Below are 21,235 nucleotides of genomic sequence, written 5' to 3' on the forward strand. Positions count from 1 at the left end.
AGGCCGTTATTACGAAACGAGAGCATAAAGTTTGAAAGATCTGACTCATGAAGAGCTGGAGACTGAAGTCGCGCGCTTGCGCAGGGTCATTGAGGACGCAGGTCTTGAGTCGCCGCCGGACGGCATGCTCAGGAACCTTGCAGGCAAGACTGCCGAACATACTCAGGAACGTTATCGACTGGCCGCCAAAGCGACCAGCGATGCCATCTGGGACTGGGATCTGCAAGCCAATCAGGTGCTATGGAATGACGCGCTTGAAGACGCGTACGGGCACCCGCTCGCCTCGGTGGACGTAACGGGAGAATGGTGGCTTTCCCAGATCCATCCGGATGAACGCGCACACGTCTACGCGTCGATTCATCAAGTCATCGACGGCACCGATACCGCGTGGTCGCACGAGTACCGCTTCCGCCGCAACGACGGCACTTACGCCGATGTCCTTGATCGGGGCCATGTCTTGCGCAATACCGAGGGCCAGGCGGTTCGCATGATCGGTGCGATGCTGGATATGTCGGGAATGCGCAAGGCTGAAACCGCACTGCGTCAGAGCGAGCAACGCTTCAGAACCATTCTTGAGACCATCGAATCCGCGTTCGCCATTGTGGAAGTGAAGTTCGATGACGATGACCGACCGATCGATTACCGTTTCGTGGAAGCCAACCCGGCATTCGAACGCCAGGCAGGCGTCAACCTGCGCGGGAAATGGGTCACCGAGTTTGCGCCGGACCTGGAGCGCTTCTGGTTCGAGACGTATGGACACGTTGCCAAGACCGGAGAGCCCGCGACCTTCGAGAACTACGCCGAAGCGTTCAAGCGCTGGTTCGATGTCCGTGCGGTCAGCGTCGGAGATCCTGCCGACAGACAGATCGCGATCATCTTCAGCGATGTCACCGAGCGGCGAAATGCTCAGGACCGACTGCGCATCAGCGAAGCCGTCGCGCGGCAGAACGTCGAGCGTGTGCAGCTTGCCCTGGCGGCAGGCGCGATCATAGGCACCTGGCACTGGGACGTGCCGGGAGACAGCCTGACCATTGATGAAGCCTTCTCGCGTGCGTTCGGCCTTGACCCCGCGCTTGGGCATGAAGGTCTCACAATGGAGCAGGTGATCGGCTCGGTGCACCCCGAAGACCGAGCCGGGCTGAAGGCCGCTATCGACGAGGCCATCAAGACAGGCGGCGCTTACGCTCACCAGTACCGTGTACGCCGCGCCGACGGAAAGTATTACTGGATCGAAGCGAACGGACGCGTGGATCTCGCCGAAGACGGCACTGCGCTAAGCCTGCCCGGGGTCGTCATTGACGTCGAGGGACGACGCTCCGTGGAAGCCGAACGCGATCGCGCGACCGCCGCCTTGCGCGCACTCAATGAAACCCTGGAGCAGCGTGTAGCAGAACGAACGGTCGAGCTGATGCAGGCCGAAGAGAAACTGCGCCAGTCACAGAAAATGGAAGCCGTTGGGCAATTGACCGGCGGCCTGGCCCACGACTTCAACAATTTGCTGGCGGGTATTTCGGGCGCTCTGGAGCTGATCGCACTGAGAACATCGCAAGGCCGGTGGCAGGAAACCGAAAAGTACATCCTGACGGCGCAAGGCGCCGCCCGGCGTGCCGCCTCGCTGACTCACCGCCTGCTCGCATTTTCCCGCAGGCAGACCCTGGACCCGCGCCCCACCGATGTGAATATGCTGATGGAAGGCATGGGCGAGCTGATCCAGCGTACGGTGGGGCCCAGCATTACCGTCGAGACAGTGGGTGCAGTCGATGTCTGGCCGACGCTGGTCGATGCCAGCCAGCTCGAAAACGCCCTTCTGAACCTTTGCATCAATGCCCGTGATGCCATGCCAAACGGCGGACGCATCACCATCGAGACCGCCAATGTGTGGATGGATCCTGACACGGCCAGGGCTCATGAGATGTCGGAAGGTGACTACCTGTCGCTGACCGTGACAGACACCGGCACCGGCATGCCGCCGGACATCATCGCCAAGGCATTCGACCCCTTCTTCACCACCAAACCCATCGGTCAAGGCACCGGACTGGGTCTGTCCATGATTTACGGGTTCGCCAGACAGTCCGGTGGTCAGGCGCGCATATGCTCGGCCGTCGGGCTGGGAACATCGATATGCATCTACCTGCCCCGCTACCACGGTAGCGCGGACAAGCAGGCATATGAGATCGACAACACGTCCGCAGCGCCGACACAGTCCGGCGAAACCATTCTGATCGTGGACGATGAACCTAGCGTGCGTATGTTGCTGATGGATGTGCTGGGCGGTCTGGACTACAGCCTGATCGAAGCAGGAGACAGTATCGCTGGCTTGAAAGTACTGCGGTCCGATGTGCACATCGACCTGCTCATTACCGATGTCGGTCTGCCCGGCGGCATGAACGGGCGGCAGATGGCCGACGCGGGACGTGAAGTAAGGCCGGACCTGAAAACCCTGTTCATCACGGGCTATGCCGAAAACGCAGTCATTGGCGGAGGCCGTCTGGGGCCAGGAATGGAAGTGCTCACCAAGCCTTTTTCGATCGATACGCTGGCAGCCAGAGTGCGCGAACTGATCGACACGTAAAACGCTTTCAGGATGTTCGGCATCGTGGACTGGCTCGTTCCGCCCTGGGCCGACGCCTGAGACGCCGTGTCGCCGAACAAGCATCATTTCAGGGCACTCTGCGATAACCCAGCAGTCTGCTCCTTACACCCTATTGCACAGCGGAGCCCTCATGATCACTGTTCACCACCTCAACAACTCGCGTTCGCAACGCATTCTCTGGCTGCTGGAAGAGCTGGGCCTGCCCTACGAGATCAAGCGTTACGAGCGCGATGCCAAGACCAACCTGGCGCCACATGAGCTCAAGGAAATTCATCCGCTGGGCAAGTCGCCGGTGATTCAGGACGGCCCTCATGTGGTGATCGAGTCCGCCGCCATCATCGACTACCTGATCCGTCGTCACGGCGAAGGCCGTCTGCAACCGGACCCTGCCGGTGCGACTTATGACGAGTACGTGCAGTGGCTGCACTTCGCCGAAGGCTCGGCGATGCTGCCGCTCATGCTGGACCTATACGTCGGACGCCTGGGCGATGCAGGCGCACCGCTGCACCCGCGTATTGAATCGGAAGTCGCCAACTACCTCGGTTATCTGAACGACACGCTGGGCCTGACGCCTTACCTAGTGGGCGAAGAACTGACCGGTGCCGACATTCAGATGAGCTTCATCGGCGAACTCGCCAAGGCCCGTGGCAAGCTGCAGCCCTATCCGAACCTTGCGGCCTGGGTCGAGAAATTCCAGGCCAGACCGGCCTATCGCGCGGCGCTGGAAAAAGGCGGCGAGTATTCGTTCGCAAAATAAGGGAGCGAGTCAGCCAGGCGTCCTGTGACGCCTGGTGACTGTTCAGCAGGTCTCAGCGATTGTTGCGCAGGATCGAGAAATTCAGCGCAGCCGCCACGCAGAGCCAGACCAGATAGGGAAACAGCATCAGTCCGGTGATCACATCCAGACGCAACGCCATCACCAACATGGCCGCTACAACGAGCCAAAGCAGCGTAATGATCACCATCCCGGCCAACAACTTGTGCGCACCGAAGAACACCGGCGTCCAGAGCGTGTTCAACGCGATCTGCGCAGCCCACAGCGCAAGTACTTCCTGGCTTCCGGGCATCAGACTCAGGCGATAACCGGCCCAGGCCAGCAGCAGGTAGATGGTTGTCCAGGCCACCGGGAACAGCCAGTTCGGCGGCGTGAAGCTCGGTTTTTTCAGCGATTCGTACCACTGGCCGGGCTGAAAAATGATGCCGGTGCTCGCGGCGGCTGCGCAGGCGAGAAGAAAAATGAAGAAGGTCATCGTCGGTCCTTGAGAGGGAAAGTGGTCTGGCGCTTACCCTTCAATGACTCGCTTGCAGTGTCAGAAATTCAATATGTCGGTGAGGTTGTTTCACGCAGCAGATATCTGACCGTGGGAGGCCCCACCACGTCTTCAACCTGGCGCTGTCGCACAGCGCTGTGTCAGAGACACAGGGGCATCTCCCACAATAGTTTTCCAATCAAAAATTCATGCACCAGGCGATAACCCGCCACTCGAAACTGGCACTCAATGACTGATCATCCATGGCCGTCCCGCTGGTTTGCCTTTCAGCGCATGTGGATTCGCCTTGGTCGGGACCGGTCGGGTCGTCGGGCCGCAGCAGCTGCACCCGCTGGGGTGTCCACGGCTTTCCTTGTATTGATCGAGCGTTTTCGGTTCATGGGCGCTGCGCTCGTTGCGGGCAATGGCGCTGCGGGTATTGCCCGCCATGGTGCTCAAGCCGGGGGCCGAAAGGATCACGCGCATGCTGGACGCGCCGCACACCGGGCATTCACAGGGCAGCGCGCTTTCGGCCATGGGCCGCAGCGACGTGAAGTCGCCGCAGTGCGGGCAGTCGTATTCGTACATGGGCATGCTGCATTCCTCTGATTTGAGATCGACACAGTGCGGACGGACACCGCTCGTCTTTCACGAGCGGTGCGCACCGTGGAACCTACTTGTCCTGAGCAATCGGCAAATCGACAGTGCCATCAATGAACTTCGTCGGACCGTTGGCATTCGGGTTGATGTCGAACTTGAAGATCTCGGTCGGCAGCCACAGCGTCGCGCAGGCGTTAGGCACGTCCACTACGCCGCTGATATGGCCCTGAACCGGCGCGGAACCCAACAGTGAATAACCTTGCGCAGGTGAATAGCCGAACTTGGTCATGTAATTGATCGCGTTCAGGCACGCCTGCCGGTAGGCGACGTTGACGTCCAGGTAATGCTGCTGCCCCGCTTCGTCGACCGAGATGCCTTCGAAGATCAGGTAGTTGTTGTAATTCGGCACGATGGGGCTGGGCTTGAAGACCGGGTTCTTGATCCCGTACTTGGCCATGCCGCCCTTGATCAGCTCGACCCGCATGTGCACCCAGCCGGCCATTTCGATGGCGCCGCAGAAGGTGATTTCGCCGTCGCCCTGGCTGAAGTGCAAGTCACCCACCGACAGACCCGCGCCGTCGACATAGACCGGGAAGAACACTTTCGAACCCCGGGACAGGTCCTTGATGTCGCAGTTGCCGCCATGCTCGCGAGGCGGCACGGTGCGTGCTCCGGTCGCGGCAGCCAGGTCTCGGGCCGCACCCTTGAGCTTGCCAAGATGAGCAGTCGCGGCAAAGGGCGGGCAGGCCAGCACCGGAATGCGATCAGGGTCGGTATCGATCAGTTCCTGCTCGCGGCGGTTCCATTCGGCGAGCATCTTGTGGTCAGGCAGGCAGCCGATCAAACCGGGGTGGATCAGCCCGGCGAACTCGACGCCAGGGATGTGCCGCGAGCTGGTCATCATGCCCTTGAAATCCCAGATGGATTTCTGCGCCAGCGGGAAGTGCTCGGTCAGAAAGCCGCCACCGTTCTGCTTGGAAAAGAAGCCGTTGAAGCCCCACTGCGAGTCCGCGCGGGCACCGATATCCAGCAGGTCCACCACCAGCAGGTCGCCGGGTTCGGCGCCATGCACGCCTACCGGGCCGGACAGATAGTGCACGGTGGTCAGGTCAACGTCCCGGACGTCGCTGGCATCGTCATCGTTCTTGATCGCACCAGCGGTCCAGTCGTAGGTTTCGAGAACGAAGTCGTCACCCGGCTTGACCCAGCAGGCCATCGGAATGTCTGGGTGCCAGCGGTTGTGAATCTGCTCGTTCTCGGTGACAGGCTGGTTCAGGTCGACTTTGATCAGGGTTTCGGTCATGGCGGTTCTCCTGCGGTCTCGGTTCAATTCGATCGTTAGGTAAAGTCACTGCAGTTAAAAAGAGGGAACACGGTTCAAGGGCTACACCGACAGGTAGCGACTGATCGTCGCTTCGTCGACATTGGCGCGGGCTTCCTCGACCACGAAGCGGCCCTTCTCGATCACCAGGAATCGGTCGGCGATTTCCAGGGTGAACGACAGCACCTGCTCGGAGACCACGATGGTCAGGTTGCGCAGGCTGCGGATCTCCTTGAGCGTGCGGGCGATGTCCTTGATGATCGACGGCTGGATGCCTTCAGTCGGCTCGTCGAGCAACAGCACCTTGGGGTTGGTCGCCAACGCACGGGCGATTGCCAGTTGCTGTTGCTGCCCGCCGGACAGGTTGCCGCCACGGCGGGCGCGCATGTCGAACAGCACCGGGAACAGCGCGTACAGGTCCTCCGGCACCTTGCCGTTGGCTGACGCGGGCAGTCCGGTCTGGATGTTTTCCAGCACGCTCATCGACGGAAAGATCATGCGACCCTGCGGCACATAGGCCATGCCGTGTCCGACCCGTGAATGGGTTTCCATCGCCGACACGTCCACGCCATCCACCTGCACCTGCCCGCCCCATTGCGGCAGGATGCCCATCAGGCTCTTGAACAGCGTGGTCTTGCCCATGCCGTTGCGGCCCATGACCGCGACGATTTCCTGTTTCTCGACGTTGAGGTTCAGGTCATGAAGAATCTGGCTCTGGCCATAGCCACAGCTCAGTTGTTGAATCGTGAACATGCGGTGCTCCTCAATGGCCCAGATAGACTTCGATGACTTTCGGATTCTTCTGCACCGACTCCATGCTGCCTTCGGCCAGCACCTTGCCCTGGTGCAGCACCGTGACCTTGTGGGCGATGCTCTTGACGAACTCCATGTCGTGCTCGATCACCAGCACCGAGCGGCCCTGGCTGATGCGATTCAACAGATCGGCGGTCTGCGCACGTTCACTGACGCTCATGCCGGCCACCGGCTCGTCGAGCATCAGCAGCTCCGGGTCCTGCATCAGCAACATGCCGATTTCCAGCCACTGCTTCTGGCCGTGGGACAAAAGCCCGGCCTGCTGCTGCAGCAGGTCGCCGAGAAAAATGTCAGCGGCCACCTGCCGGACCCGCTCCAGCACTTCGCTGGAGCGCCTGAAGAACAGCGCGCCGAACACACTGCGGCCAGCCGGAAAGGACATTTCCAGGTTCTCGAACACGCTGAGGTTGTCGTAGATCGACGGGGTCTGGAACTTGCGCCCCACACCGGCACGGACGATGTCGTACTCGTTCATCCGGGTCAGTTCGCGGTCCTTGAACTGGATGCTGCCGCCGGTAGCGCGGGTCTTGCCGCAGATCAGGTCGAGGACGGTGGTCTTGCCCGCACCGTTGGGGCCGATCACCACGCGCACCTCGTTGCGGTCGATGTACAGGTTGAGATCATCGACCGCCTTGAAGCCGTCGAATGACACGGTTAGACCTTCGATGGCCAGCACCGGCTTGTTCATCTGGAAGCCTGTCGGGCTGCTCATGGCTGGGTCTCCAACGGGCGGGCGGTTTGTTTTTCAGTGGTCGAAGGTATGGACGCCTTACTGACTGGCGCAGGTCTGGACCCGAATCTGCCCAGCCATTTGCGACCGTGGCTTTCCCACAGACCGGCCAGGCCGTTGGGGAAGTACATGACCACCGCAATGAACAGGCCGCCCATGAGGTACAGCCACAGCTCAGGAAAGGATTCGGAGAAGTAGGTCTTGCCGTAATTCACCAGCAGCGAGCCGTACACCGCGCCCAGCAGCGACATGCGCCCGCCGACGGCGGCAAAGATGACCATCTCGATGGACGGCACGATGCCGACGAACGAAGGCGACATGAAGCCCACCTGCAACGCGAACATCGCCCCGCCGATTGCGGAGAATCCGGCCGCTACGCAGTAGACGAAGACCTTGAACGCCGCCACGTCGTAGCCCGAGAAGCGCACCCGCTCTTCCTTGTCGCGCATGGCCATCAGCAGTCGGCCGAGCTTGGAATAGAGGATGAATTTGCCGATCAGGATGCAGCCGAGCAGCAGCGCGGCATTGATGAAGTACAGCGCCAGCTTCGCGCCGTCACCGCGAATGTCCCAGCCCAATAAAGTCTTGAGGTCGGTGATGCCGTTCACCCCGCCGGTCAGGCCTTGCTGGCCGATGATCAGCACGGTCAGAATCAGCGCGATGGCCTGGGTCACGATGGAGAAGTACACATCCCCCACCCGCCGCCGGAACAACGCGGCGCCGATGATCAGTGCGAGGATGACAGGCATGAGCACCACAGCGATTACCGTGAAGGTGAAGCTGTGAAACGGCACCCACAGCCACGGCAGTTCGGTGATCTGGTTCCAGTCCATGAAGTCCGGAATGCCGGGAGTGGACTGGATTTTGGTGCTCTCGGGGTCCGACGCTTCCAGCTTCAGAAACATGGCCATGCAGTAGCCGCCCAGCCCGAAAAACACCCCCTGCCCCAGGCTGAGAATGCCGCCGTACCCCCAGCACAGGACCAGTCCGACCGCGACGAAGGCGTAGGTCAGGTACTTGCCGACCATGTTCAGGCGAAAGGCATCCAGGGTCAGCGGAAACACCACCAGAATCAGGGCAGCGAGGATCAGCAGGCCGATCACACCCTGACGGCCACCGAGCATTTTGTTGAGCGCGTTCATCGTTCGGCCTCTATTTGCGGACTTTGCTGGAAAACAAGCCTTGCGGGCGCATCAGCAGGATCAGGATCACGGCCGACAACGTCAGCACCTTGGCCATCGAGCCACTCATGAAGAACTCGGAAATCGACTGCGCCTGGGCAATCGCGAACGCCGAGGCGATGGTGCCGAACAGGCTCTGTGCGCCGCCAAAGACCACCACCAGAAAGGTGTCGACGATGTACAGCGAACCGGCTGTGGGCCCTGTGGAGCCGATGGTGGTGAACGCCGCACCGGCAACACCGGCCACCCCACAGCCCAGCGCGAAAGTCATGCGGTCGACCTGACGGGTGTTGATGCCGACGGCGCGGCTCATGATGCGGTTCTGCACCGTGGCGCGAACGTGCAGGCCCCAGCGGGTGCGGTAGAGCATCAGGAAAATGCCACCGGTCATCAGGATGCTGAGGCCCATGACGAACAGGCCGTTGCGCGGAATTTCGATGGCATCGGTCAGGTTCACGGCGCCCATCAGCCATTCCGGCGGCGTGGCGCTGACTTCACGCGCACCGAAGATCGAGCGAAACGCCTGCTGCATGACCAGCGACAGACCCCAGGTCGCCAGCAGGGTGTCGAGTGGCCGATGGTAGAGACGGCTGATCATCACCCGCTCCACCACCCAGCCAATCGATCCGGCCACCACGAACGACAGCGCGATGGCGAAAAAAAAGTAGTACGGCTGCATCCACGGCAGATAGGTCTGCACCAGCGTCGACAGCACGTACGTGGTGTAGGCGCCGATGGTGAGAAACTCACCGTGGGCCATGTTGATCACGCCCATCTGGCCAAAAATGATCGCCAGCCCCAAGGCCATCAACAGCAGTACGCAAAACACGGACAGACCGTTGAACCCCTGCATGGCCGCGATGGCACCAAATTCCGATAGCCATTCCATGATGGTGGTCTCCAAGGGTGAATGACGGGGGTCACGAGGCTGTCGGCTTGACGCTGCAGACAGCCCCGCTCCGGTACACAGCGCTCAGGCAGCCGCTGTTATTGGTAACCCTTGGGGAAAGGATTGGGCTCGATCAGGTCCGACTCGTAGATCACCTTGAACTGACCGTCAGCCTGGACTTCGCCGATGCGGGTCTTGCTCCACAGGTGATGGTTCTCGTGAACCTTGACGTAACCTTCCGGCGCGGTTTTCAGCTCGATGCCTGGCGAAGCGGCAACCACCTTGTCGACGTCGAAACTGCCGGCTTTCTCGACGGCGGCCTTCCACAACCAGGGTCCGAGATAGGCAGCCTGGGTCACGTCACCCATCACCGAGTCCTTGCCGTACTTGGCCTTGAACGCTTCCACGAAGGCTTTATTGTTCGGGTTGTCGAGGCTCTGGAAGTACTTCATCGAGGCATAGAAGCCCTGCATGTTTTCGCCGCCGATGCCCAGCAATTCATCCTCGGTCACCGACAGGGTCAGCAGGTTCTGTTTGGCCGAGGTCACGCCTGCGGCCTTGAGCTGCTTGTAGAACGCCACGTTGGAGCCGCCCACGACAGCGGCGAATACCACGTCGGTTTTTTTCAACTTGACCTTGTTGATCAGCGAACCGAACTGGGTGTTGCCCAGCGGGTAATAGTCTTCGCCGACCACCGTGCCGTGCAGGACATTCTCGATGTGCTTGCGGGCGATCTTCATGGAGGTGCGCGGCCAGATGTAATCCGAGCCGATCAGGTAGAAGGTCTTGGCGCCCTTCTCTTTGGCGATCCAGTCGAGGCTGGCGAGGATCTGCTGGGTGGCTTCCTGGCCGGTGTAAATCACGTTTTTCGACTGTTCCAGCCCTTCGTAGAAGGTCGGGTAGTACAACAGGCCGTTTTCCTTCTCGAACACCGGCAACACGGCCTTGCGCGAGGCCGAGGTCCAGCAGCCGAACACGGCCGCCACCTTGTCGCCAACCAGAAGTTTCTTGGCTTTTTCGGCGAAGGTCGGCCAGTCCGACGCACCGTCTTCCTGAACGATCTTGATCTGCCGCCCGAGGATGCCACCCGACGCGTTGATCTGGTCGATGGCCAGCCGCTCGGCCTGGATCGAGCCGGTCTCGGAGATCGCCATGGTGCCAGTGGCCGAGTGCAACTGGCCGACGGTCACTTCGGTGGCCGTCACGGCAAGGCCGGTGGTATTGGCTTCATCGGCCAGGGTCGCCTGGCTGAACACACTGGCGGCAATCAGCGAGAGCGCTGCCGCACCCAACGCTAGGCGTCGGGGAAAAAAGCGTATGGGGCCTGTCTGTCGTGAATCCATGTTCCCGCTCCTGTGCTGGTGAGTCGCGGCGAGACCGGTCAGAGCCGTCGCGAGTAGGAGCAAGAATGAGCGTGACGCCGGAAACGGGGTATACGCAGCATGACGTATCGGCATACGTCATTTGACGTAGGGCGCATCGGCAGGATCAAGGGCATGATTGCGCCTGTGCGGAACGTCATTTTGCTGAAAGTAGACATGCGTAAGACGGCAGCGATGGGCTGCGCAGCGGCCCCTGATTACCGCTGACACAGCGCATGTGCAGGTTCTGCTGCCGATGCCTGGCAGATCGCCGAAACGCCGCCTACTGGCAAACATCCTGTAACCCACTGAAGAAACGCTATTTTTCTGTGGTCCAGTGTCTGCTGCGAGACCGCGCTGCGTCGAAGACGTGGTAGGGCCTCCCACGAATGTTGCTGCCAGACAGGCACAGAAGTTGCTGCCTCCCACCCACGTCGGCAACGTACAGGGATTTGCGTGAGTCATTAACCCTCAGGAATCCACTCAGTGCGCCCCTCTGGCTCTCAACGCATCATCAAAGTGCGCCGCGATTACAACCGGCTGGTCGCCGACGAGACCATGGAAGACTACGCCCTACGTTTTACGCCCAAATCGTTTCGCAAATGGTCGGAATTCCGTATCGCCAACACCGCGGTCGGGGCCGTGTCGTTTCTGGCGCTGGAGGCCATCGGTGGCGCGCTGGTGATGAGCTACGGCTTCACCAATACACTGTGGGCGATCATTGCCATGGCGGTGGTGATTTTCCTGACCGGTCTGCCCATCAGCTATTACGCCGCGCGCTATGGCGTGGACATGGACCTGCTGACCCGCGGCGCAGGGTTCGGCTACATCGGCTCGACCATCACGTCACTGATCTACGCCAGCTTCACGTTCCTGTTCTTCGCCCTGGAAGCGGCGATCATGGCGCTGGCGCTGGAGTTGTATTTCCACATTCCGCTGGCGCTGGCGTACGTGATCTGCTCGATCATCGTCATTCCGCTGGTGGCCTACGGCATCACCCTGATCAGCCGCCTGCAGATGTGGTCACAACCCTTGTGGCTGACCCTGCTGATCGTGCCCTACGTGTTCGTGATCTGGAAAAACCCGGACGCACTTTCGGACCTCACCTCGTTCGCCGGTCGCGAAGGTGAAGGCGGCACCTTCAACCTGCTGCTGTTCGGCGCGGCGTTCAGTGTGGCGCTGTCACTGGTAACCCAGATCGGTGAACAGGTGGACTACCTGCGTTTCCTGCCAGAGAAAACCCGTCGCAACCGCAAACGCTGGTGGGCCGCGCTATTGATGGCCGGCCCCGGCTGGGTGATCCCGGGAGGCCTTAAGATCATGGCCGGTGCCTTTCTGGCCTTTCTCGCCCTGCAACATCAGGTGCCCATCGAACGCGCGGCAGAGCCGACGCAGATGTACCTGGTGGCCTTCAACTACGTGTTTCTGTCACCGGAATGGGCGCTCGCGGCCATGGTGCTGTTCGTGATCATTTCCCAGATCAAGATCAACATGACCAACGCCTACGCCGGATCGCTGGCCTGGTCGAACTTCTTCGCCCGCGTCACCCACAGCCACCCCGGACGTGTGATCTGGCTGGTGTTCAACGTCGCCATCGCGCTCATCCTCATGGAACTGGGCGTGTTCGACGCCATTGAAGAAGTGCTGGGCCTGTACGCCAACGTCGCCATCGCCTGGATCGGTGCGCTGGTGGCCGATCTGGTGATCAACAAACCGTTGGGCCTGTCACCCAGGCACATCGAGTTCAAGCGTGCGCACCTGTACGACATCAATCCGGTGGGCGTCGGTGCGATGTTCATCGCATCGCTGCTGTCCATCTGCGCTCACTTCGGCGCGCTCGGCGAACTGGCCAGAGCCGCGCCGCCGCTGATTTCCCTGACCACCGCGATGATCGCCGCGCCGCTGATCGCCTGGCTGACCAAGGGCCGCTACTACCTGGCGCGTGACAGCGACCCGCTGCTGCTCTTCCCGACGGGTCGGCAAGCGAGCCTGCAGTGTGGCGTCTGCAACAACGCTTTCGAATCCCCGGACATGGCCTGGTGCCCGGCCTACGGCTCGCCGATCTGCTCGTTGTGCTGCTCGTTGGACGCCCGCTGCGGAGATCAGTGCAAGACCCGTTCGCGACTGTCCATGCAGTTCGAAGACCTGATCGGCCGCCTGCTGCCTCGCCTGCCCCGCCGCTACCTGCACACCCGCCTCATGCAATACCTGGGTTTGCTGAGCGTGCTGGTGCTCGGCCTGTCGGGTGCACTGGCGTTGATCTACAGCCAGGTTTCACACGGCCTCACCGACCAATCGCCACAGGCTCACCACACGCTGATGCTGGCCTTCCTCAAGGCCTTCCTGACCTGCTGCGTTTTCGCCGGTGTGCTGGCCTGGTGGGTGGTGCTGACCCGGGAGAGCCGTCGCGTGGCGCTGGAAGAGTCCGAACGCCAGACCGCTTTGCTGATGCAGGAAATCGAAGCCCACCACAAGACCGATCAGGCCTTGCAGGAAGCCAAGGAGGCGTCGGAAGCGGCCAACGCGGCGAAGAGCCGCTACGTCACCGGTCTGTCCCACGAGCTGCGCACGCCGCTGAACAGCATTCTCGGCTTCACCCAGATTCTGCAACGCGATGCCGCCACGCCAAGCAAGCATCAGGACTCACTGGCGACCATCATGCGCAGCAGTTCGCACCTGCTGTCGCTGATCGACGGCCTGCTCGACGTGGCCAAGATCGAGGCGGGCAAACTGCGTCTGGAGCCTTCGGAAATCCTCTTTCGGGAATTCCTCGATGACCTGCAGAAAATGTTCACCGGCCCGGCACGGGACAAGGGCCTGACCCTGCGCATGGAGCTGGTCGGGCGCATGCCGGATGTGGTGCGCGGCGATGAAAAGCGCGTGCGCCAGATCCTGATCAACCTGCTGGGCAACGCGATCAACTTCACCGACAGCGGCGAGGTCTGCCTGCGGGTCAGCTACCGCCTGGAAACGGCAATCTTCGACATCATCGACACTGGCATCGGCATCGCCCCGGAACAGCTGGAACGAATCTTTCAGCCTTTCGAGCGCGGCGGACTGGTGCGTCAGGACAACGGCGTCGGCCTGGGCCTCACCATCACCCGCATGCTCACCGCCCTGATGGGCGGCGCGCTGTCGGTCACCAGCCAGCCGGATGAGGGCACACGCTTTCAGGTGCGGCTGTTCCTCTCGGAAGTCCGCGTGCCCAAGGCCGTCGTCGCCGTGGACCATGACCTCATTGGCTACGAAGGGCCACGGCGGCTGATTCTGGTGGTGGACGATCACATCGAACACCGAAAGGTCATCAGCGGCATGCTCGCGCCTCTCGGTTTTGACGTCGCGCAGGCGGCCAACGGGCAGGAGGCGATCAGACAGGTTTCGCTGCTGCACCCGGACCTGATCCTGATGGACCTCTCCATGCCCGACATGGACGGCTGGGCCGCCAGCCGTCTGATCCGTCGCAACGCCTTGTCCCAGGCGCCGATCATCGTGTTGTCGGCCAACGCCAGCGGGTTCGCCGACGACAAGGAGCGCAACCTGCAAGTGTGCAACGACTACCTGCCCAAACCCGTGCACCTGCAACGACTGCTGGACCGCCTGCAACATCACCTGCAACTGACCTGGCTGCGTCGCGCGCACAACGCTCCGACACCTGCGCCCTCTCCCCGCGTACTGCCATCGCGGATGGACCTCGAAGAACTCTATGAATTGTGTGGCCTGGGCTACGTCCGGGGCATTCAGCAAAAACTCGACGCAATAGAACGTGATGGCGCAGGCAGTAGCGGCTTCGTCGCCGAGTTGCGCACCCTGGCTTCAGGCTTTCGCCTGGATGAACTCAGCCACCAATTGAAAGAGGCGCTCCATGGACGCAATGACCCGAGCCGCTGAAAACGGCATCATCCTCATCGTCGACGACGTGCCCGACAACCTCGCGCTGCTCTCCGATGCGCTGGACGAGGCGGGCTACATGGTGCTGGTCGCGCTGGACGGCCACAGCGCGCTGACCCGCATCCAGCGCCGCCGCCCCGATCTGATCCTGCTCGACGCCATGATGCCGGGCATGAACGGGTTCGAGACCTGCCGCCAGATCAAGGCCCAACCCGACACGGCCAACATCCCGGTGCTGTTCATGACCGCCCTCACCGACAGCGAACATGTGGTGCAAGGCTTCGAAGCAGGCGCCATCGACTACGTGACCAAACCGATCCAGTGCACCGAAGTCCTCGCCCGCGTTGCCTCCCACCTGCGTACCGCACGCATCCTGCAATCGGCCCGCAACGCCTCGCAACCCGCCAGCTTCGACGACAAACCCGCCTACGGAAAACTCTCCAGCCGGTTCCAACTGACCGACCGCGAAATCGAAGTCCTGCGCTGGGTGTCGTGCGGCAAGACCAACAAGGACATCGCCGACATCCTGCAACTGAGTCCACGGACGGTGAACAAGCATCTGGAGCATATCTACATCAAGCTGGGGGTCGAGACGCGGACGGCAGCGACGTCGGTGGCGTTGGGGGTAATGGCGGGCGGGGTCTAGAATGAAGCGTTCTATTCATGAGCGATTGCGGCTAGAGCGCCAACGCTCAGGACGCTTTTGAATAACGAAGATGGTTGACCATTGCAGACATAATCCAACAAATAGCGCACCGTGTTGCATAAAACTCAAATGCACCTTGCCCAACCTTCCTGTCTGGACTTCACATGACACCCAACGCAGAACACTACAACCCCTCCACCGAATACGCCGACAAGCTGATTTCACGCATCGGCCAGACACCGTCGTGGATCGCCAAGCGTATAGGGGTCACTGACAAGCGCATCAAGTACATCCTGGAAGGCGAAAGAACCGTCAAGGGTGAAACCACTCCGATTCAGATGACCTACACCGAACAGTTTGCCCTGGAGTGCCTCGCTGCAGAGGCCAAGGCGCTGAAGAAATAGGTTTGCATGCGCGGTTGCTCTCTTCTTGCCGCCCGCCTTTCAGGGACTGGACTTGATCCAGCCCCGGATCGCGATGCGCAGGCACGTCCAGGCGATGGTACCGATGATCAGCACTTCAGCAATGCCAGCCAGCATATGAAATGAAAAAGCCAGCGGTCGCTCATCCCAGTAATAAAGGGTCGGACGCGTTCGGTAGCCTGTGACACGCAGCCTTCCCGAAAACAGAGAAGGCACCAGGTCGAAAACGTTAGCCAACTCCAGCACAGCAAAAAAGGTTCCTAGCAGGGCGCTCATCGCGCGAGCAGGCACGCCAATTTTTTCGGTCGGCTCAGACGCGGTCTCCTCTTCCGGGCGTTGCTTCACGCCCTTTCCGGCACTGACTCTGGCAGGGGCTGGAGCGGGCTTACAGGTCTCTGCCACACCTTTCGACACAAGCATGACGACCTCGGTAGGCACTGCCACGTCCAGATAGTCCGCCAACTGATTGAGCAGCCCGTCGGTGCGCTTGCTTCCCGGCACTACTGGAACGTTGTCGGTCGTCAGGCGATGCTCGATCCCGTCGCGCATGACCAGCCATAGCTGGGTGTAGATCGGCTTGCTGTCGGGATGGCGACGAAGTTCAAGGTGATCGCATGCATCGATGTTGAAGACCGCCAGCACGCGCTCACGGCGTCCAAAGAAATTTCGGGTGCGGCGCTTGCCCTCATTCTCACGCCTCGACAAGAGCAGGGTCTCGCGGTATCCGGTGTACACCATGATCACCAGGCCAAGGGCTGATAACAGCAGTGTTCCAAGCACCATCAATAACGCTGCCAATGGCTCAACGTCAACCAGCGGCGATCCGCCATTGAGGGCCACGCACACCATGAGCACCACCGGCGCGGCAACACCGACGGGGCCCATCAGCAGCGCTATTCCATCCATCAGTCTGTTGCGTGTGTGGATGTGTAGATCACCCTGCGCGGTGCGCTCGAACCGGTATCCAATCAACATGCTGCCCCCAGATACACCGCGCTTGAAATCACTGCGAAGGCCATGACCAGCAACGTTATGCCTCAGGTCAGGATGATGTTAATGCGGCGAAGGATACATGACGCCAGTGATAGCGCGTAGACCGATAGCACAGGATTCAGCGCTGCCTGCCACCCTCCTCCGCAGCGCTGAAGCACTCGCGTTCACGACGCTTGAGTCTCGGCCGTCCTACCTCAGGGAATCTCGATGTCCTCGAAGGACGGTAAACCCTCCTGTGTGTTCGGGCGTATCCCCAGCACTTCACCTGAAACACGCTGCAAGATTGAATGGTCAGCCTCGATGGACGTTCCCGTACGACGATCCAGGGCTGACGATTCCAGTGGCGGGCTGAAGAGTAAAGCCTGGCGATAGCGACGAACCTGAGTGCCGACGGGATAGTGAACAGGGCCGAAATCAGCCTCACGATTCAATACGCCGTCCCATCCGAGCACATCACCATAAGGCCTGTTCAGCCGCATGCTCAGCCAGCGCAGTTCCATCCCCAGCATTGAGGTAGAGGTATCCCCGGCTCTTGCCTCCCATCCATCGTTCTCCGTGGAAAACACCTTCACGGGTCCCGTCCAGACAATGCCGCCCAGCGTGCTGCCTGGCGCCAGCGTGCAACCGTAAAAGCGCCACTCGGAAAAGTTGAAAGGGGCTCCGAACGGGAATCGGAATTCGACGTCGCCCGGCGCGCACTTCCAGCCTTGCAGATCGTTGGCCGCCATTGTCTCGACCGTCGCCGAACCTTGGCCTTGCCACAGCGCAAGACTACGTACACGTAGCCCCATGACGTTGCCTGGCGTACGGTCGAAGTTCGCCTGCTTGAGGCTCCGCAGACCGTAAGGCACCGGATTGCCACTCAAGTCGTTGAACGGCTCCAGATACTCCAGCCGGACCTGCGTACCCGCTGGCAGCACGAGGTCGCCCAACACCTCCTCATGTTCAAGCCGCGGATTATGTGCACGCCAGTCACGCCACTCAGTAACCTCGCTCCAGACGTAGGGCACGCTGGCAAGCGTCAGGAACAAAATCATCAAACCAAAACGCCAACGCCGCGCCAGCATGTAGCGCCTGCAACGCGGAATGAAAAAGGCCAGCAGGCAGGCAATCAATAACCCGAGCAAGACTTGAGAGAAGATGAAAATCAGGAAACCGACCATCATGGCCAGGGGGTTGATTGGGATCATGGGTGCTCTGGAAAACCTCAAGACAGGTGGGCAGACTCAGTCATGCAACGGTATTTCACATGTGGGGCGACGCGAAATCGAAGGTTTGACGTAGGGCCAGCTTGTTGAAATGAATGTTCGATTCACCCATCAAGAGTGGGGGTCGAGCCAGAGGTTCTCCGAAAGCTTGCCCCATCCGATCGCAACGAACTGTATCGAAGAACTTAACGACCAAGCTCCATGATATGGGTGGCACCCTCCTCATTCGTTCTCCTGAAACTACATCGTAAATAAAAGGCATCCCCGTCAGTCGTGTCGGTGGAAAGCCGCACGATACGAAAGTGTCCAGCGGCATGTTCAACAAGCCTTTCAACCAACACTCGTCCGACGTTTTGCCTCCTTGCTACGGGTGAAACATAGAGCCTTCGGAGCCTGCCCACGCCGTTCTGCATGTAAGGATCAACTGAAACGCCTCCAATGCCGATGAGGCAACCGTCCAGCGAGGCGGCCATGAGGCATTCGCCTGGCGCGTCAAAACGATTGGCGCCACTGCCCCACTCGACAATCAAGCGTGTCAGAAATCTGAAGCCCTCCTCGGCTGCCTGCATTTCCAGCATGTGGATTTGCGACGGAAGTTGCGTGATCTGTTGAATCTCGACCGGCTTCATTGATGGATCCTCCGTCCTGGATATCGTTGACAGGTTTCGGAGACCTCATTGTAATACCCGCCGTTAAGGATGAAGCAAGGGACCTGCCATGACCTCCACACCCCCTTCCAACCAGGGCAATCTGCTCCGGGCGCTGATTTTCATACCGCTGGGTCTTTGCCTGCTTTTCATCGCCCTATGGCTGGGCCAGGACCGGCTTGGCTTTCTGGCCGATGCGCAACGCGCCGAAGGTCATGTCAGCGCTCTGAACTCGGGCGGCAGCCACCCGCAAATCGACTTCACCGACGCCACGGGAAAGGTGGTCAGCTACCCCGAAAGCGGGCTTATCTTCGGCTACGAGGCGGGAGATTCAGTGACCGTACGCTACCGCCCCGAAAATCCGTCCGGTACTGCAATCATTGAAGACCCCGGTGCGTTATGGGGCGCGACCCTGTTAACAGGGTTGTTCGCTATTGTATTCACCGCAGGCGGCGGCTATCACTCGGCTGCATGGATCCGCCGACGCAGCACGGCACGACCCTCATAGGCATTCAGATGAAATTACATGGCCTATAAGTGTCGGCGGCGGGCGATACAGCAGTGTCGGCTACCGCGCCTGGCAAACCAACTTATGGCACTGTGTACCCCGTTTCGGGCACGCATCAAACGCTGCATCACACCACTGAATGATCGAACATCGCAGACAGGCAACTATCCATGACACAAAAAACCGACCAAGCATTTTATGACCGGGCTGATGCTCATATCAGTCTGGCAAACCAGCAGATCGACAAGCCCGAAGACCTCGGCAAGGTAAGCGCGTCAATGACCTTCGGCGCTACGCGATTCAATGCATGGGTGACTTCACGCAGCTTTAAATCCGGAACTGAAATGGCCGAAGCGCGGGAGGAAATCGTCAAGTATTTCTGCGAGCAGTATCGAATGATGCTTGAGGACAATCTTGACGAGCATATCCAGAATTTTGACCGCTACAAGGTCGACAGTAAGGACTGATGGACAGGGGCCGTGGCGAAGCGGCACTGCATGCCTTGCCGCAATCGATCAGTGGCTGATATGCCTCAAGTGAGTGATGGCCAGAAAGATAACGGGGCCGTCAGATGACGTTGGTGCTCGATAGCAGCCCAGTGCGTTCAGATGGTGAACCGCGACGGCAGCCAGCTCCCAGGCCATGGACTCATCTTCCAACTGGATGGCCTGTTCTGCACCAAAACACTCAGCGCCAGAGATGGCTTGCAGTTGCTTCAGCGGCAGGGCTTTTTCACGAAGGGCGGTGAGTACCGTTGGATTACTCCAGGCCCACAGCCAACTGCCGTGCCTGGGTGAAAAAGAGCCTATGTTGATGATCTGCCCTTCAACGGCCAGCCGGTCGTTTTCATCGAAAAACTGGACCGTAGCAGCCTCCTGATCCAGCCACCAGCGAGCCATGTTACCCAGCCCATAATCACGACTGAGCTGCTCCTGCTTGGCCATCAGGTCTGCCATGGCTGTCTCCAGCAGATGTTCAAACGTCTGCTCCAGCATCAGTTCTTCCTTGCCTATTCAGTGGACTTTTTCAGTGTAAGGCCTTGCTGAGGCTTTCGAAAAGCCAGGACTCTTTGCGTAGAGCACGCTCGGGGGCATCTCCGCCCTCTTGAGCTAGCCCTGATGGAATCCATGACGATCAGTAACCAATAAATTGTATTTGACAGGTTACATGCCTAGTCGTAACCTAAAACCTCAAATTTAATGGTTACACAGGAAGCCATCATGACCTCTCCCAAATCGATTGCAGCAGCCGGACTCGCCGCATCCCTGCTTGCTGGCGGTGCCCAGTCCGCCGATGCGACCCATCCGGTTCACTACCGCTACGAGCAGGTCGGTGATGTGAAGGTGTTCTACCGTGAAGCAGGCAACCCCAGCTCGCCCACGGTTCTGTTGCTCCACGGCTTCGCGGGCTCATCGTTCATGTTCCGTGAACTGATTCCAGAACTGGCCGATCGTTACCACGTGATCGCGCCGGATCTGCCAGCGTTTGGCTTCACCGAAGCGCCTGCGAAGGACCAGTACAGCTACACCTTCAGCCAACTGGCGAAGACCATCGGCCAGTTCACTGAACAGCTCAAGCTCGATAAATACGCATTGATGGTGCATGACTATGGCGCCCCGGTCGGCTGGCGTCTGGCTGTCGCTCACCCTGAGCGAGTGACCGCAATCATTTCCCAGAACGGCAACGCCTATGAGGAAGGACTGGGCGATAGTTGGGCGCCGATCCAGAAGTACTGGCACGAACCAACGCAAAAGAACCGGGAAACCTTGCATGACTTCCCGACACCAGCATCGATCAAGTGGCAATATCTCGAAGGCGTTGCCGACAAGAGTTCGGTATCACCGGATGGCTACACGCTGGAAGGACTCCAGATATCGAAGCCGGGTAATGCCGATATTCAGCTCGACCTGGTACTGGATTACGCCTCGAACGTTGCGATGTACCCGACCTTTCAGGATTACTTTCGCAAGTATCAGCCGCCTTTGCTGGCGGTCTGGGGAAAGAACGATCCGTTCTTCCTTCCCGCCGGAGCGGAGGCCTGGAAGCGTGATATTCCCAAGGCAGACATCCGCTTCTATGACACGGGACACTTCGCCCTTGAAACCCATGGCAGGGAAATCATTCCAGTGATTCGTGAGTTTCTGGACAAGAACGTACGGTAATCGGGATGCTGTGGCAGGCAGCG

20 protein-coding genes are annotated in these 21,235 nt (G+C 59.9%); 8 read left to right on the top strand and 12 right to left on the bottom strand.

Annotated elements, in window-relative coordinates; all coding sequences use genetic code 11:
• Positions 1-124 precede the first annotated feature (124 nt).
• Together AO065_RS21365 and AO065_RS21370 are read left to right on the top strand one after the other, a co-directional pair.
• The gene (locus AO065_RS21365) at positions 125-2,572 is read left to right on the top strand and encodes a PAS domain-containing protein (protein ID WP_050562203.1); all 2,448 of its coding nucleotides are present in this window, start codon (positions 125-127) and stop codon (positions 2,570-2,572) included.
• 151 nt (positions 2,573-2,723) lie between these two features.
• The gene (locus tag AO065_RS21370) at positions 2,724-3,350 is read left to right on the top strand and encodes a glutathione S-transferase family protein (RefSeq protein WP_004886684.1); all 627 of its coding nucleotides are present in this window, start codon (positions 2,724-2,726) and stop codon (positions 3,348-3,350) included.
• Between the two features lie 52 nt (positions 3,351-3,402).
• Here the strand turns inward: AO065_RS21370 and tspO are convergent, their stop codons facing one another.
• The 8 genes from tspO to urtA all read right to left on the bottom strand — a co-directional run bounded on the left by tspO (position 3,403) and on the right by urtA (position 10,720).
• The gene (gene tspO / locus AO065_RS21375; RefSeq protein WP_004886685.1) at positions 3,403-3,843 is read right to left on the bottom strand and encodes a tryptophan-rich sensory protein TspO; all 441 of its coding nucleotides are present in this window, start codon (positions 3,841-3,843) and stop codon (positions 3,403-3,405) included.
• A 246-nt stretch (positions 3,844-4,089) separates the two neighbouring features.
• Positions 4,090-4,437 (bottom strand): FmdB family zinc ribbon protein, encoded by a 348-nt coding sequence (locus AO065_RS21380; RefSeq protein WP_004886687.1) that lies wholly within the window; start codon positions 4,435-4,437, stop codon positions 4,090-4,092.
• 79 nt (positions 4,438-4,516) lie between these two features.
• Entirely contained in the window at positions 4,517-5,746 is a 1,230-nt protein-coding gene (gene fmdA / locus AO065_RS21385) for a formamidase (RefSeq protein WP_004886688.1), read from the bottom strand.
• A gap of 81 nt (positions 5,747-5,827) precedes the next feature.
• The gene (gene urtE / locus AO065_RS21390; RefSeq protein ID WP_004886692.1) at positions 5,828-6,517 is read right to left on the bottom strand and encodes an urea ABC transporter ATP-binding subunit UrtE; all 690 of its coding nucleotides are present in this window, start codon (positions 6,515-6,517) and stop codon (positions 5,828-5,830) included.
• A 10-nt stretch (positions 6,518-6,527) separates the two neighbouring features.
• Positions 6,528-7,289: an urea ABC transporter ATP-binding protein UrtD gene (gene urtD, locus AO065_RS21395; RefSeq protein ID WP_004886694.1), complete on the bottom strand. Its 762-nt coding sequence runs from the start codon at positions 7,287-7,289 to the stop codon at positions 6,528-6,530.
• Positions 7,286-8,449 (bottom strand): urea ABC transporter permease subunit UrtC, encoded by a 1,164-nt coding sequence (gene urtC / locus AO065_RS21400; RefSeq protein ID WP_004886696.1) that lies wholly within the window; start codon positions 8,447-8,449, stop codon positions 7,286-7,288. The genes urtD and urtC overlap by 4 nt, the downstream gene beginning before the upstream one ends.
• 10 nt (positions 8,450-8,459) lie before the next feature.
• Positions 8,460-9,377 carry an urea ABC transporter permease subunit UrtB gene (gene urtB, locus AO065_RS21405; RefSeq protein ID WP_004886699.1) on the bottom strand — a complete coding sequence of 306 codons (918 nt, stop codon included), beginning with the start codon at positions 9,375-9,377 and terminating at the stop codon, positions 8,460-8,462.
• Between the two features lie 98 nt (positions 9,378-9,475).
• Positions 9,476-10,720, bottom strand: a complete 1,245-nt coding sequence (gene urtA / locus AO065_RS21410) for an urea ABC transporter substrate-binding protein (protein WP_004886701.1) — start codon at positions 10,718-10,720, stop codon at positions 9,476-9,478.
• A gap of 504 nt (positions 10,721-11,224) precedes the next feature.
• On the opposite strand from urtA, the gene AO065_RS21415 reads away from it, so the two are divergent.
• The 3 genes from AO065_RS21415 (at position 11,225) to AO065_RS21425 (ending at position 15,676) form a co-directional block, all read left to right on the top strand.
• Positions 11,225-14,626, top strand: a complete 3,402-nt coding sequence (locus AO065_RS21415; protein WP_004886704.1) for an ATP-binding protein — start codon at positions 11,225-11,227, stop codon at positions 14,624-14,626.
• Positions 14,601-15,272, top strand: coding sequence for a response regulator (locus AO065_RS21420; protein ID WP_004886706.1), 672 nt, complete (start codon positions 14,601-14,603; stop codon positions 15,270-15,272). Before AO065_RS21415 ends, AO065_RS21420 begins: the two co-directional genes overlap by 26 nt.
• Before the next feature lie 164 nt (positions 15,273-15,436).
• A complete protein-coding gene (locus AO065_RS21425; protein ID WP_004886708.1) occupies positions 15,437-15,676 on the top strand; it encodes a hypothetical protein in 240 nt (79 codons plus the stop codon).
• 39 nt (positions 15,677-15,715) lie between these two features.
• Here the strand turns inward: AO065_RS21425 and AO065_RS21430 are convergent, their stop codons facing one another.
• From AO065_RS21430 to AO065_RS21440, 3 genes are all read right to left on the bottom strand, one after another.
• Positions 15,716-16,669, bottom strand: a complete 954-nt coding sequence (locus tag AO065_RS21430) for a hypothetical protein (protein ID WP_032652179.1) — start codon at positions 16,667-16,669, stop codon at positions 15,716-15,718.
• 212 nt (positions 16,670-16,881) lie between these two features.
• On the bottom strand, positions 16,882-17,877 hold the full coding sequence (locus AO065_RS21435; protein WP_004886712.1) for a hypothetical protein: 996 nt from the start codon (positions 17,875-17,877) through the stop codon (positions 16,882-16,884).
• 203 nt (positions 17,878-18,080) lie between these two features.
• Complete coding sequence (locus AO065_RS21440; protein ID WP_004886715.1) at positions 18,081-18,524, bottom strand: GNAT family N-acetyltransferase; 444 nt, start codon at positions 18,522-18,524, stop codon at positions 18,081-18,083.
• An 88-nt stretch (positions 18,525-18,612) separates the two neighbouring features.
• On the opposite strand from AO065_RS21440, the gene AO065_RS21445 reads away from it, so the two are divergent.
• Both AO065_RS21445 and AO065_RS21450 read left to right on the top strand, forming a co-directional pair.
• On the top strand, positions 18,613-19,050 hold the full coding sequence (locus AO065_RS21445; protein ID WP_004886717.1) for a DUF3592 domain-containing protein: 438 nt from the start codon (positions 18,613-18,615) through the stop codon (positions 19,048-19,050).
• Positions 19,051-19,220: 170 nt separating this feature from the next.
• Positions 19,221-19,517: a DUF3144 domain-containing protein gene (locus AO065_RS21450; RefSeq protein WP_004886719.1), complete on the top strand. Its 297-nt coding sequence runs from the start codon at positions 19,221-19,223 to the stop codon at positions 19,515-19,517.
• Positions 19,518-19,565: 48 nt separating this feature from the next.
• Here AO065_RS21450 and AO065_RS21455 read toward each other — a convergent pair whose 3' ends face one another.
• The gene (locus tag AO065_RS21455; RefSeq protein WP_004886721.1) at positions 19,566-20,045 is read right to left on the bottom strand and encodes a DUF6882 domain-containing protein; all 480 of its coding nucleotides are present in this window, start codon (positions 20,043-20,045) and stop codon (positions 19,566-19,568) included.
• Between the two features lie 225 nt (positions 20,046-20,270).
• Here AO065_RS21455 and AO065_RS21460 point away from each other — a divergent pair, with 225 nt between their 5' ends.
• Positions 20,271-21,212: an alpha/beta fold hydrolase gene (locus tag AO065_RS21460; protein ID WP_004886725.1), complete on the top strand. Its 942-nt coding sequence runs from the start codon at positions 20,271-20,273 to the stop codon at positions 21,210-21,212.
• The last annotated feature ends 23 nt before the right edge of the window (positions 21,213-21,235 follow it).

Source organism: Pseudomonas viridiflava, assembly GCF_001642795.1.
GTDB classification, from domain to species: Bacteria; Pseudomonadota; Gammaproteobacteria; order Pseudomonadales; family Pseudomonadaceae; genus Aquipseudomonas; species Aquipseudomonas viridiflava.

Coding starts and splice junctions, on each gene's coding strand:
- AO065_RS21440 (WP_004886715.1), bottom strand. CDS start 18,524: ATGAAGCCGGTCGAGATTCAACAGATCACGCAACTTCCGTCGCAAATC.
- urtA (WP_004886701.1), bottom strand. CDS start 10,720: ATGGATTCACGACAGACAGGCCCCATACGCTTTTTTCCCCGACGCCTA.
- urtB (WP_004886699.1), bottom strand. CDS start 9,377: ATGGAATGGCTATCGGAATTTGGTGCCATCGCGGCCATGCAGGGGTTC.
- AO065_RS21365 (WP_050562203.1), top strand. CDS start 125: ATGCTCAGGAACCTTGCAGGCAAGACTGCCGAACATACTCAGGAACGT.
- AO065_RS21430 (WP_032652179.1), bottom strand. CDS start 16,669: ATGTTGATTGGATACCGGTTCGAGCGCACCGCGCAGGGTGATCTACAC.
- AO065_RS21460 (WP_004886725.1), top strand. CDS start 20,271: ATGACCTCTCCCAAATCGATTGCAGCAGCCGGACTCGCCGCATCCCTG.
- fmdA (WP_004886688.1), bottom strand. CDS start 5,746: ATGACCGAAACCCTGATCAAAGTCGACCTGAACCAGCCTGTCACCGAG.
- AO065_RS21435 (WP_004886712.1), bottom strand. CDS start 17,877: ATGATCCCAATCAACCCCCTGGCCATGATGGTCGGTTTCCTGATTTTC.
- urtE (WP_004886692.1), bottom strand. CDS start 6,517: ATGTTCACGATTCAACAACTGAGCTGTGGCTATGGCCAGAGCCAGATT.
- AO065_RS21445 (WP_004886717.1), top strand. CDS start 18,613: ATGACCTCCACACCCCCTTCCAACCAGGGCAATCTGCTCCGGGCGCTG.
- AO065_RS21450 (WP_004886719.1), top strand. CDS start 19,221: ATGACACAAAAAACCGACCAAGCATTTTATGACCGGGCTGATGCTCAT.
- AO065_RS21425 (WP_004886708.1), top strand. CDS start 15,437: ATGACACCCAACGCAGAACACTACAACCCCTCCACCGAATACGCCGAC.
- tspO (WP_004886685.1), bottom strand. CDS start 3,843: ATGACCTTCTTCATTTTTCTTCTCGCCTGCGCAGCCGCCGCGAGCACC.
- urtD (WP_004886694.1), bottom strand. CDS start 7,289: ATGAGCAGCCCGACAGGCTTCCAGATGAACAAGCCGGTGCTGGCCATC.
- AO065_RS21455 (WP_004886721.1), bottom strand. CDS start 20,045: ATGCTGGAGCAGACGTTTGAACATCTGCTGGAGACAGCCATGGCAGAC.
- AO065_RS21370 (WP_004886684.1), top strand. CDS start 2,724: ATGATCACTGTTCACCACCTCAACAACTCGCGTTCGCAACGCATTCTC.
- AO065_RS21420 (WP_004886706.1), top strand. CDS start 14,601: ATGGACGCAATGACCCGAGCCGCTGAAAACGGCATCATCCTCATCGTC.
- urtC (WP_004886696.1), bottom strand. CDS start 8,449: ATGAACGCGCTCAACAAAATGCTCGGTGGCCGTCAGGGTGTGATCGGC.
- AO065_RS21380 (WP_004886687.1), bottom strand. CDS start 4,437: ATGCCCATGTACGAATACGACTGCCCGCACTGCGGCGACTTCACGTCG.